General features: G+C 45.6%; 6 protein-coding genes. 2 read left to right on the top strand and 4 right to left on the bottom strand.

The window, feature by feature from the left end:
* Positions 1 to 322: 322 nt before the first annotated feature.
* From ACTJKG_RS00675 to kbl, 3 genes are all read right to left on the bottom strand, one after another.
* Complete coding sequence (locus tag ACTJKG_RS00675) at positions 323 to 2,584, bottom strand: glycoside hydrolase family 3 N-terminal domain-containing protein (RefSeq protein ID WP_440738069.1); 2,262 nt, start codon at positions 2,582 to 2,584, stop codon at positions 323 to 325.
* Between the two features lie 212 nt (positions 2,585 to 2,796).
* A complete protein-coding gene (locus ACTJKG_RS00680) occupies positions 2,797 to 4,089 on the bottom strand; it encodes a glycoside hydrolase family 71/99-like protein (RefSeq protein WP_440738070.1) in 1,293 nt (430 codons plus the stop codon).
* 605 nt (positions 4,090 to 4,694) lie between these two features.
* On the bottom strand, positions 4,695 to 5,882 hold the full coding sequence (kbl, locus tag ACTJKG_RS00685; protein ID WP_172337708.1) for a glycine C-acetyltransferase: 1,188 nt from the start codon (positions 5,880 to 5,882) through the stop codon (positions 4,695 to 4,697).
* A 194-nt stretch (positions 5,883 to 6,076) separates the two neighbouring features.
* On the opposite strand from kbl, the gene ACTJKG_RS00690 reads away from it, so the two are divergent.
* Positions 6,077 to 7,321 carry an alpha/beta hydrolase gene (locus ACTJKG_RS00690; RefSeq protein ID WP_440738071.1) on the top strand — a complete coding sequence of 415 codons (1,245 nt, stop codon included), beginning with the start codon at positions 6,077 to 6,079 and terminating at the stop codon, positions 7,319 to 7,321.
* A gap of 514 nt (positions 7,322 to 7,835) precedes the next feature.
* Here ACTJKG_RS00690 and ACTJKG_RS00695 read toward each other — a convergent pair.
* Complete coding sequence (locus ACTJKG_RS00695) at positions 7,836 to 9,071, bottom strand: glycoside hydrolase family 76 protein (RefSeq protein WP_172337710.1); 1,236 nt, start codon at positions 9,069 to 9,071, stop codon at positions 7,836 to 7,838.
* Positions 9,072 to 9,591: 520 nt separating this feature from the next.
* Between ACTJKG_RS00695 and ACTJKG_RS00700 the strand changes: the two genes are divergently transcribed.
* Positions 9,592 to 12,072, top strand: coding sequence for a DUF5686 family protein (locus ACTJKG_RS00700; protein ID WP_172337711.1), 2,481 nt, complete (start codon positions 9,592 to 9,594; stop codon positions 12,070 to 12,072).
* The last annotated feature ends 23 nt before the right edge of the window (positions 12,073 to 12,095 follow it).

The raw sequence follows: 12,095 nt of genomic DNA on the forward strand, positions 1-12,095 counted from the left end.
ACAGCAGGGCTTTTATGTTTACCGGGGATATATGTGATATATTTAAGAGACGCATCACATGCGTCTCCCGATAAACACGTTGCAAAAGTGGGTTTACATGGGTTTACATTTTTTGGGGTCAACATGGACTTATTTAATTGAAAATCAAACACTTATAATTATTTATCACCAAAAAGTGTAAACCCACTTTTTGCCAGCTTTTTTAAACAAAAAGCACCAATTATAATAGCCGCGACTTTTGCATGCGTCCTCCACATGTTTCATTCAAAAATCATCTCCACATCTGATATTTGCACATCTGCACATCTGCACATCTAATCGCTTATTTCACCCAAAAGTTCCCCCGCAGCCTGATATCTTCGGATGATGAACCTATCATCACCTTAAATTCGCCGGGCTCTACTACATGTTTCATCTGGCGGTTCCAGATTTTTAATTCCTCCGTGCTTAATTTAAATTGCACTTTGCCGCTTTCGCCGGGTTTCAGCGTGATGCGCCTAAAGCCCTTTAATGATTTTACAGGCGTGGTTACACTGGATATCACATCACGGATGTACAATTGCACCACTTCCGTACCCTCCACCTTCCCGGTATTTTTCACCGTTACACCAACATTCACAACGCCATTAACCGGTATAGTTCCCGGGCTAACTGTTAAATCCGCATAGGCGAAAGTGGTATAACTCAGGCCGTGTCCAAATGGGAACAATGCCGATGTATCCTGATCAACATATACGTGTCTTGAGGTTGGTTTATGGTCATAATAATAAGGTATCTGCCCGGTTGATCGTGGGAAGGTCATTGGTAATTTACCTGAGGGGTTTACCTTGCCCAGCAGCACATCGGCAATAGCCAATCCTCCGGCATCACCCAGAAACCACGATTCTACAATGGCCGGTATTTTTTTAGCCACAAAGTTGATACATAATGGCCTGCCATTAAAAAGCACCACGGCAATAGGTTTACCCGTTTTTTGAAGGGCCTCTATCAAGCGGGTTTGCCGGGCGTTAAGGTCAAGGTTCGACCGGTCTTTTCCTTCGCCCACCTCATTGATATCTTCGCCCAGCACCACTACTGCCACATCCGAATGATTTACCAGGTCGATTGCCTTTTGCAGATCTTCGCTTTGCGTGTCGAGAGATTTATTCTGGGTAGAATAGCCTGCCTCGTACTCAATTTTCATATCGCTGCCGGCTTTTTGTTTCAACGCATCTAACATGGCTACACCTTTACCGTCGGTGTTAGCATAACCACCCAGGTAAGTACTGGTAGCCAGCGGACCAATAACAGCCACCGAATGCACATTAGCATTAAGCGGCAATAGTGCATTATCGTTTTTTAACAGGCTAATACCTTCCCGGGCGGCTTTCAGGGCCACTGCGTGGCTCGCTTCGGTATGAAACACTTTTTTAATGAGGCTTTCATCAACATAAGGATGCTCAAACAGCCCCAGCATAAATTTAACGCGCAGTACATCACCCACGGCCCGGTCAAGTTCGGCCATGCTCAGTTGCTTGGTGACCAGTGCTTTTTTGATGGCGCTCATCAGCTCGGTATGCGAAAAATCATAAAACTGCATATCCAATCCGGCAGTAAGTGTTTGCGCCATGGCATCGGCGGTATTGGCTGCTACCCGGTGATTAACCATCGACATTTTGATAGCCCCCAGATCTGATAGCACAAAACCTTTAAAGCCCCATTCCTTACGTAACACATCTTTCAACAGCCACCTGTTATCTACACAGGGGATACCATCCAACTCGCTATAGGCAGCCATCATACCCAAAGCACCACCCTCTTTAATAGCTTTTTCGAACACATATAAAAATGAGGAGCGGGCTTCGCGTTCACCCATATTTACCGGTGCGGTATTGCTGCCAGCCTCAGGTATGCCATGTACGGCAAAATGCTTGGGCTCGGCCAATACAGCATCAGCATCGCTTACTTTATTACCTTGCAGACCCTTTACCATAGCCACACCGTTGGCGGCGGCCAGGTAAGGATCTTCGCCATAAGTTTCTTCTACACGGCCCCAGCGTGGGTCGCGCGGCAGGCAAAGCACCGGCCCCAGCACCATAGCAACCCCATGCGCGCGCATTTCGGTAGCGATGATGCGCCCTGTTTGATGTACTAAAGTAGTATCCCAGGCTCCGGCCAGCGCCAAAGGAACAGGAAAGGTAGTACTCCCCAAGCCCGAGTAACCATGCAGGCCCTCCTCAATAAACAGTACGGGGATACCCAAACGCGTATGTTCAACCGCGTAGCGCTGTATCTGGTTGCTGATATCAGAAGTTAAGGGATACAAATCATGTACCGAGCCAATACCCTCGGTACCTATGGCGATGCGGGCACTGTCTGAATACGATGCTGACTCATGACCTTTCATGTTGGCTACCTCGTGACCGCTGTACATATCCAGCTGTTTTATTTTTTCGGCAACCGTCATCCGGCTTAACAGATCGGCTACCCGTTTTTCAACCGGCAGAGCGGCATTTTGATAAGGATATTTAACAGGTTCAGGCGACTCAAAAGAGCAAAAAGCCATCATTAAAATAGCCAGCGCACCGGCATACTTTTTCTTCATAAAATGTACGGTTATCAGGTTTAAATAATTTGTATACCAGTAATCCGATCGAATTACCAACAGGGAGCTAAACTATGCGCCGCAAATAATAACGTATTAATAAAACATTAACAACCCCGGTTAGCCTGTGAAAATGTTATAGAATTTGCTAAAATCGATTTACAAAATATTGGGAACCTTATTTTTCTGAAGTATGGAGGAGTAACGCCATATCATTTTTTAAGCTTATTTTTCATCAATACCGGCGGCGGTATACTATCCTGCAACGGAATCTGCTTCCGGAGCATTTTACCCGCATACCCGGTTAAATACAGGTAATAATCATTAGGGATATCATCCTCATATTTTACAAAATTGCTTAAACCTACCGGCGGATTTTTGGATGCTTTGAGTATGGCCGTACCTTCGTCAACCTCATCAAACATGGCTACGTAGAGCATTTCGGCACCGCTGGAGATAGCCCCGGTGATTTGTTTCCAGTAAAACTGTCCGCGGTTACGTGGAATTTGGTTTTGGGGGCTTCTGGGGTTCATATTATGCCAGCTAAAGCCGGGGAAAACCACGGGTACATAATCCAGCTTATTGGCTTTGCACCAGGCTATGTCTTCGGCAATACGGTGTTTGAATGCAGGATAGGATTGCTCGTTATACCGGCCTACAAACCAGGGATGGATAATATCGGCTTTGCGCAATACATCATGCAGATGCGGGTCTTTTTCGGTGTCGTTCCCAAAATCGCGCCAATAGGTGGGCACACCCAGCAGCACAGAACATCCGCCATAAACCGGGTCGTTTTTTAGGAAATCAATGATCTTTTCGGCCTCAGTAAAGCCGTAACGGCGATGATCGTTAAAACCGATTCCCCATACCGCCACCAGTGGTTTGCCATTATGATACAGGTAGGTTTGCTTGTTGCCCCGGTTGGTTAGTTTCAAACTGTCCACCAGATGCTTCCAGTCTTTGATCACCAGCGAATCGCCGCCGGCCTGCATGCCCGAAAGATCATACATTACCGATACAGCCCGGTTATATTTTTGCGCATACTTAAGCACATTACCCAGTACCACATCATTATGGGCCTTGCCACGGCCCCTTTGCACATCGCCAATAAAACGCTGTACAAACACCCCGTCGATACCATATTGCTGCATCCATTTGAAGTGGGTTTCGGTAGAGGATGCATCGTGCGAGCTGTATAGATAGGCATAGCTACTATCAGCATGTTTAAAGGGGGTTTTGTAGGTTTTTTTGTACTCGCTTACATCGGGCCATACATCAATATTGGTGTAGCCGGGTTCAAATTTTCCATGAGAAGTGTAATGATTCCAGCCGCGGCCGCCACCATCATCCGGGGCGTTGAACCAACCCTGGTAGCCCGCCATCACCAGGCCCTTATAACTGGTAAATGCCGAAGTTTGGCTGTGTTTGCTTTGACTGTACACCAGGTGACCGCTAAGCAGCAGCCATACCAGCAATAGGGATTGAAATCTGGAAAAATTAAACATGGGTTTATTATAAATGGTTATAAACCCAAATTTGTTATCAACCCTTAATTAATTCTTAAAAAATTATTAATTGAAAATTTGTTGAACAAAATAATGATCCGAAGTTTTGATACGTGCTTTAGAAAAACTTTTTAAACCTTAAATTTTAACAAATTTCTACCCGAAAATAAACCAAAAACGCCCAGAAATCGGCTCAAAACCATCGACTTTAATGCTTTTAACAAATTCCAATACGATTTTGAGTAGTTTTTAAAACTTTAAAAAGTTTTAAAAAATTGCGAATCGCAAAGCGCTGATTAGACTCACCCCCGACATCGCTGCGCTCGTCACCCCTCTCTCCGCTTCGCGCATAGAGGGGGTTTGAAAGGTTCAATATTACGTTGTCATCCTGAGGAACGAAGGATCTTCTTCACTGGGCATATCGCATAATAGATGCTTCATTCCTCAGCATGACAATCTATTTTTTTGCCACCGCCGTTGTTGGTGTTGTCACCAACATTGGCGGCGAGTAATATCGAATAGTGCATTTTGAATGTCCAACACCGAAGCTTTAACTTCAATATTCGATATTGGACATTCCATGTTCTACATTAAATTGAATGGGCTTAAATCACCCCCAGCTCTTTACCTACCTTGGTAAATGCCGCTATGGCCTTATCCAGGTGATGGGTATCATGGGCGGCCGAGATCTGTACCCTGATGCGGGCCTTGCCCTGTGGTACTACCGGGTAATAAAAACCGATCACGTAGATACCTTCATCCAGCATTTTGGCGGCGAACTCCTGGGCCAGTTTGGCATCGTACAGCATCACCGGTACAATAGGGTGTACGCCTGGTTTGATATCAAAACCGGCATCGGTCATTTTTTTGCGGAAGTATTGGGTATTAGTTTCCAGTTTATCGCGCAGGGCGGTGGTTTCGCTCAGCATATCCAGCACCGCTATAGAAGCGCCGGTAATAGCAGGCGCCAGGGTGTTGGAGAACAGGTACGGGCGCGAACGCTGACGCAGCATGTCAATAATTTCTTTTCGGCCCGATGTAAAACCTCCTGATGCACCGCCCAGAGCTTTACCCAAAGTGCCGGTGATAATATCAATCTGCCCCATTACATTATGGTGCTCGTGCGTGCCTCTGCCGGTTTTGCCCATAAAGCCCGAGCAGTGACTTTCGTCAATCATCACCAAAGCATTGTATTGCTCGGCCAGGGCGCAAATTTTATCCAGTTGAGCGATGGTTCCGTCCATGCTGAAAGCGCCGTCGGTTACGATGATGCGGTGACGCAGATCTTTGGTGGCTTTTAGTTTTTCTTCCAGATCGGCCATGTCATCGTGTTTGTAACGATGGCGCTGGGCCTTGCACAAACGCACACCGTCGATGATAGAGGCATGGTTCAGTTCATCGGATATAATAGCGTCCTGCTCATTGAACAGGGGTTCAAAAACACCGCCGTTGGCATCAAATGCCGCAGCGTATAGTATGGTATCTTCGGTACCTAAAAACTCGGATATTTTAGCTTCCAGCTGTTTGTGGATATCCTGTGTACCGCAAATAAAACGCACGGACGATAAACCATAACCATGATTGTCCATCACATTTTTTGCAGCCTGTATCACTTGGGGATTGCCCGACAGGCCAAGATAATTGTTTGCACAAAAATTGATCACTTCCTGACCACCCAGAACGGTAATATCGGCACCCTGTGCCGATGTAATGATGCGTTCTTTTTTATATAACCCTGCATTTTCAATGTCGGCAAGCTCCTGCTGTAAAACCGGTTTTAGTGTATTGTACATATCTATACTGTTTTAGAGAGGGCAAAATTAAACATTAACAGGCATTTGGCGAGGGGGTGTGCTTAATAATATCGAATAAGGTATTTTGATTGCCGAACATCTGGCTTTTACTCCATTATTTAGTTTGGGCTTTAAAGCTTTTACCCTTTTTATAGGTAGATTTGATAGGCCCCTCAATCTGAAGAACCCTAAATATGATGAACGCAGATCTAACTCCCTTAAAAAAAGCCATTGTCTTCTGCCTTTTGAGCCTGTTCTCGGCAACAGCACTGAAAGCGCAAACTATCAAAAATAACCTTATTCTTATGGGCGTTGTTGATAGCGTTCACTCGAAAATATTGAATGAAACCCGTAAACTCTGGGTGTACGTTCCGGCACGTGATACAACGTTCGCCCAGCAAAAATACCCGGTAGTTTACCTCCTGGATGGCGACTCTCATTTTCCTTCGGTTACGGGTATGATACAACAGCTCAGTGGCTCCGTGTGCCCCGAAATGATTGTTGTGGCCATACCCAACACTGACAGGATGCGCGACCTGACCACCAACAGGATTGCTGCTTTAAAAACTTCGGGCGGCGGCGAAAACTTCACCTCGTTTATCGAGAAGGAACTAATGCCGCACATCGATTCTATTTATCCTACCACCTCCTACAAGATACTCATCGGCCATTCGCTCGGCGGATCGATGGTGATCAACACATTGATCAATCATCCCAATATGTTCAACGGTTATATCGCTATCGATCCCAGTATGTGGTGGGACCGTGGCATTCTGCTAAACCAGGCCCGCGAAGTACTGAAACAAAAAAATTATTCGGGCAAATCCTTGTTCATAGGTATTGCCAACACCATGCCTAAGGGTATGACGGATACCACTCAAGCCAGGAAAGACACTTCGGCTGCAACCTCTCATATCCGGGCGATATTAAAGCTCAGGGATATGATTCAAAGCGATACTGCTGCCAACAAATTAAAGTTTGCGTATAAATATTACCATAACGACACGCATGGTTCAGTACCCCTGATCACGGAATATGATGCTTTACGCTTTTTCTTTAAAAACTACGGCCTTCCCCAGGAAACGATAATGAAGATATTCGGTAAGGATTCAAATCCGGAGGAAGTGCTGGCCGAAATCCAATCGCATTACGATAATATCTCTAAACAAATGGGGTACAAAGTTGCACTACCGGAAGACGTGATCAACAATTTTGGCATTAGCCTGATAACTCGAAGTCCCAAAATGGCCTTCGCTTTCTTACAACTAAACATCAAAAACTACCCCAACAGCTATAACGTTTATGACAGCATGGGCGATTATTATGACGCCGCGAAGGACAAAGCCAAAGCCATTGCCTATTATAGAAAAGCGCTAACACTTAAAGAGTTTGCCGATACCCGTTCCAAGCTGAACAAGCTATTGGCTACGAAAGATTAAAATAACCGCGATTTGGCGCCGATTTGACTCACCCCGACATCGCTGCGCTCGTCACCCCTCTCTCCGCTTTGCGCATAGGGGGGATTTTATTTTCTTTAATTCTCAACCCTCTTTCCGCCAAAGGCGAAGAGAGGGTGGTCCAGCGAAGTGTAGACCGGGTGAGTAGGCTATGCGCAAGGCTATCTTTTGTCTCATTATTCAACATTCGATGTTTAAAAAGCTGGAGCTGTCATCCTGAGCCTGTCGAAGGACGCGCGCAGAGGCCTGCCCACCATGCTTCGACGGAGCTCAGCATGACACCCTATAAAAAAAGTCCGGAGCTGGTGCGATTCCTTCCCTCGGGAAGGGGAGGAAGGGGTTTCTACGCCTTGTAAACTTGCATCGTGCAGATAACCCCTCCCTGCCAGAGCACCATCCAGCCGCACCCCTCCCGTTGGGAGGGAACTAAAAAATGAACTAAAAAAGTCCAGGGCTATTAGCCCCGGACTTTTCACCAAACGAGCAAGTTTAGTTTTTAATGGTACAGATAAGCGTTGTTCATCATAGATACACCACAGGTAGCCTGGAACGCGTTGATCACCTGGGTATCTGAAGTACGGGTGCCCCAGATGTTCCACATGAGGCCGGAGGAGTTACGGATAGACCAGGCCTGCCCGGCATTCAGATCGAGCCAGGCGCCGTAGGTACCGGCTGTGCCGGTATGCTGCACAAACTGACAGGCCCAGCGGGCAAAAATGCTTTTCATACCCTGTGTATCGGCGTTACCGTCTTCGTCTTTCAATATACCGCCAGCCGAATTGCATAAACTGGCCATAGCATAATCCATTGCCTTTTTGCCTATCCCCAGGTAATCAACCGATGGATATTCTGACCGCAGCAGATCACAAGCGCCAATAAAAGTTCCCTGCGTATAGGAAAGCGCGCCCTCGGTAATGGTTCCGTTGGGAATAATAGCGCCCTTAACCTCGCCGGTATTAGCATCGTACAGGTGTGCTATCATCCAATCCATAATTTGCTTGGCCTTTGTTTTATAGGAGCTGTCGCCGGTGGCCTGATATAACAGCATAGCGCAAATGACTGCCGGCGCGTTCACGCAGGTATTTTTGGTGTTGTTATTGGTGTTCCACCACAATCCGCCACCTAATGCCGAAGTGTCCCAGGCACGGTTCCACATCATGTTAAAGTTGTTTTTGGCCATGTCAAGCTGACCGCCATCATTAGTGAGGTGATAAGCCCTTATGCACATTAACGATCCCCAAACTACGTCATCGTTATAAATATTATTTGACCATAGGGTACCGTAGCCATCACGAACACCATTGTACAGATATTGGATCTTGTTCAAAAAATCTGTACTTGGGTTAATGTTGTAGGCATCTATCAGCGTTTCAATGGCTTCCTGTTGCGTCCAGAAATCCATGCGCCCGGCATGGCTGTCATCTTTCCAATAATAGGCCTTGTAGGAGGGCCCATACGTGCCATACTGGTTATAAAAATGATTATTGTAAACCTGCATGGCTACCAGGGCCTCGCTTTTAGTAGGAAAGGGTGCCGCGGTCAGGCCAATATGGGTGGTTGCAGAGTTTACTTTATCATTATCCGTACCAGCTACCTGTGCTTTTTTGCAGCTGGCAAAAACACCGAGGACTGCTATGCTTAAAACTACGGCCAGCTGTTTGCCGCGGTGTAGCAATAGGTTTGCTTTGTGTTGATAAATTTTAAAATAACGGTTGTTGATTCTTCTTTTCATAATGTAGTTGATAATTGGTTATAAGTGGTTTTACTTGCTCGTTCAGATCGGCAAAGGGGGAGGAAAGATCTATTGATCCTTTATTACTTAGGGTTTGATTAATACGTGAAAAAGCTGTGTTGGGTTACCGATGAGCGATTGCCACTATTGGTGCAAGAAATAATATCGACTAATGAATATTGAATTTCGAACACCGAACTTTTTGGTCCGTGTTTAATATTATCAAACGCCGATTCGACTCACCCCGACATCGCTTCGCTGGACCACCCTCTCTCCGCTTCGCGCATAGAGGGGATTTTCATTTTCTTTAACTCTTTTTCTTTACCCTCTTTCCGCCGAAGGCGAAGAGAGGGTGGTCCAGCGAAGCGTAGACCGGGTGAGTCAGCTTTGCGCTATGCTATCCTTTACTTCATTATTCAACATTCGATGTCCCGTGTTCGATATTATATCTTATTGTTAAATATTTATTAAGCACATTTAAAACATTTTGCGGTTAAAACGTATTCATTAGTTATAGAATATGAAAAACTGCATACTATTGATTTTTATCGTGTTATGTGCTATAAATGCCTCGGCACAACAATATTTATTATCGGGCCGGATAACCGATCAGCAAAACAACCTGATCCCGTTTTCGTCGGTATATATCAAGAATTCCACTTACGGTACCACCTCCAATGAGGATGGGGCCTACCAGTTTAAACTGAGCCCGGGTACCTATCGTGTAATTTACCGGGTGGTGGGTTATAATGAAAAAATTGTCAGCGTAACCATAACCGATCATGACGAACGCCTGGACGTGCAGATGCAGGACGAAGTATTTGCCACCAATCGTGTAGCCTCCGTTTATCAAAAAAACCACGATGCCGGCGATACCATCATGAAACAGGTGATCAAAAAACGCAAGTATTATATTGAGGAAGCCACATCATACTCCTGCGCTGTTTATATTAAGGGTGTACAACGGTTGCTGAGCGCGCCAAAATCCTTGTTATCACCGGCGGTGCGGCAAACGCTTGATCTTGATACCAATGGCAGAGGGATCCTTTACCAGTCGGAGTCGTTATCCGATCTCAGTTTCCAGAAGCCTAATAAAGTACGGGAGATCTCCATCGCAAAAAAAATGTCGGGGATAAATACGGCATTCAGCTATAATAAAGCGTCGGATCTGCAGGTGAATTTTTATCAGAATGTATTTGCTATTAATGGATTGAGCACCCGCGGCTTTGTATCGCCGGTAGCCTCGTTCGCGAGTATTTTTTACCGGTATAAACTGCTGGGCACTTCGGTAGAGAATGGCCGCACCATTGATAAGATACAGGTGATACCCCGCCGCGGACATGGCCAGTATTTTGAAGGTAATCTGTACATTGTGGAGGGCGACTGGCGCATATACGCTGCCGATTTATACGTAACCAACCAGAGGAGCAATATCAACCTGATTGATACCTTGCAGATAAAGCAACAATACGTTGCCGTTACCGACAGCGTTTGGATGCCCGCATCGGTACAGTTTAACTTTAAAGGCAAGGTGTTGGGATTTCGGTTTGGCGGCTATTATAATACCATTTACAACAACTATAAAATCAATCCTACCTTCCCCGATAAATTTTTTACCGGCGAAATATTAAAGGTTGATACCACGGCTAATTCAAAAACAGAAGACTACTGGGCATCGGCACGCCCCGTTCCGTTAACTCAAGAAGAGGCACTTGATATTCAAAAAAAGGATAACATAGCCGCTTTTAAAAAAACCAACCAATATCTGGACACCCTGCAGCACCACAAAAATCATATCAATTATCCGGGATACCTGATATTTGGCTATCATGCCAGCAACCGCAGCGAAAAAGACTCGTTATACATATACCCTTTCATCCAAACATTTTATTACAACACGGTAGAGGGTTTTGGCATCAATGCCAAGGTAAAATATACACACGTTTTAGACAGCTTGAGGGCGTACAGCATAACGCCCGATCTGCGGTATGGCTTCTCCAACAAAACACTCAGCGCCAATATGTATGGTGAGTACCGGAACGATCCTTTTCATAATGCCAAGTTCTTTGCTGGTTTTGGCAGCGATGTGCTCGACCTGAACAACGTAGGTACACGGTCGTTATATTTTAATACCCTGAGTACCCTGCTCAGCGAAAACAACTATGTAAAATATTACCGTTCGCACTACGGCATGTTCGGTTACCAGCGCGAAGTACTGAATGGCGTTTTGCTGAACGGCAATCTGAGCTATGCCAGCCGCAGCCAGTTATATAATACCGCTTTCGGGAAATTGAAAGACGTGAAGGACCGGGAATTCACCTCCAATAATCCATTAGCCCCGCCGGGAACACCGCCCCAGGATCATTCGGAATTATTTCCGGATAACCAGGCGCTTGTTTTCACGGCATCGGCTATTATTACTTTTGATCAGCAGTATGAAACCCGGCCAACCGGCAAATTCAATCTGCCGTCAAAATACCCAACGCTAACCGTTAACTATCGTAAGGGTATCAAAAACGCGTTCGGCTCGGATGTGGATTATGATTTCGCCTCGGCAGATATTTCGCAAAATAACATCCGCGTAGGGCTAACCGGTTTCTCATCATTTAAAGTATCTGCGGGTGGCTTTTTTAACAACAACAAGCTGTACTATATGGATTACAACCACTTTTTGGGTAACCAGGGTTTAACCTTCGACCCAACCTATGTGGGCAGTTTCCATTTCTTACCATTCTATACCTATAGCACCAACGGAGCATTTCTGGAGGCACACTATCAGCATAATTTTGCCGGTTCGATATTTAACCGGATACCCCTGCTGCGGAAACTGAAACTGGAAGAACTGATAGGCGCCAATTACCTCACCACCAAAGGCAACACCAATTACCGGGAGTTTTACATAGGTGTACAACGCCTCATTTTCAGGGTTGACTATGGTATATCCTACGCCGGTAACCAGAAATATATACAGGGCTTCAGGATATTTTATGGTATAAGGTAGGGGTTTGGTGAATGGTTGATTGG

Source organism: Mucilaginibacter sp. 22184 (assembly GCF_052045695.1).
Taxonomy (GTDB): domain Bacteria; phylum Bacteroidota; class Bacteroidia; order Sphingobacteriales; family Sphingobacteriaceae; genus Mucilaginibacter.